Below are 950 nucleotides of genomic sequence, written 5' to 3' on the forward strand. Positions count from 1 at the left end.
CGAGCAGGCGCGGGCGCCCGAGGGCGAGCGAGGAGACCTGCTCGTTCGTAGCGCTCGGAACCACGGCGGGGTCGTCGGGCGCGGGCCCGGCTGCGCACGAGGGGCCCGACGAGCGCTACCTGGTCGTCGGCGAAGTGTCGGGCCAGCCGGCGCAGCATCGCAGCGTCGGCCTGGACGTCGGAGTCGACGAGCGCGACGAAGGGGGTCTCCACCGCGAGAACGCCGGCGTTGCGGGCCCCGGCGGGGCCGAGGTTGACGGGCAGGGAGATGACCCGCGCGCCGTGGTCGGCGGCGACCCGGGCGACCCCGTCGGGGTCGTGCGATGCATCGTCGACGACGATGCAGCGCAACCCGTCGAGGGCGTCGAGGGCTCGTGCGAGCTGCTCGGGCCGGTCGCGGATCGGGATGACGACGGTGATCTCCGATGGGTCGGGGCCGGCGCCGTGGAGCACGGGGTCGGCGAGGTTGCCGTCGACGAGGCGGGCGACGAGGGGCTCGTCGGCGGGGCCGCGCACGACGAGGCGACCGTCGACGACGCGCTCGCGGGCGGCGGCGCCCGAGGCGCACGGCCCGCAGCGGGGAGCCGCCGACGAGCAGGCCGTCGTCGTAGGCCCGCACGTCGTGGCGGATCCGGGCCTCGTAGCCGGGGGCAAACCGGGCGGTCATCCGCTGAACCCCCCGTCGGCGGCGACGACGCCGCCGTTGAGCGCGGCTCCGGCGGGGGAGCAGCACAGGCTCACGGTGGCGGCGATCTCGTCGGGGTCGAGGGGGCGGCGGAGCAGCTGGTGCTTGGCGAGGTGCTCGCTCGTCGTGCCGTAGAGGGCGGCCGTCGCCGCGAGCATCGGGGTGTCGGTGCTGCCGGGGCTCACGGCGACGGCGGTGACGCCGGTGCCGACGAGGTCGGCGGCGAGCCCGCGCACCATGCCGACGACGGCGTGCTTGGGCGGCGT

2 protein-coding genes are annotated in these 950 nt (G+C 76.8%); both read right to left on the bottom strand.

The window, feature by feature from the left end; all coding sequences use genetic code 11:
* Positions 1–515 (bottom strand): glycosyltransferase (locus tag AC2W7J_RS18470; protein ID WP_485984247.1); only part of this gene is annotated, 515 nt, incomplete at its 3' end.
* 147 nt (positions 516–662) lie between these two features.
* On the bottom strand, positions 663–950 hold a 288-nt coding region (locus AC2W7J_RS18475), incomplete at its 5' end, for an SDR family oxidoreductase (RefSeq protein ID WP_485984249.1).

It is taken from the genome of Janibacter sp. CFPM2_SD2 (assembly GCF_057364645.1).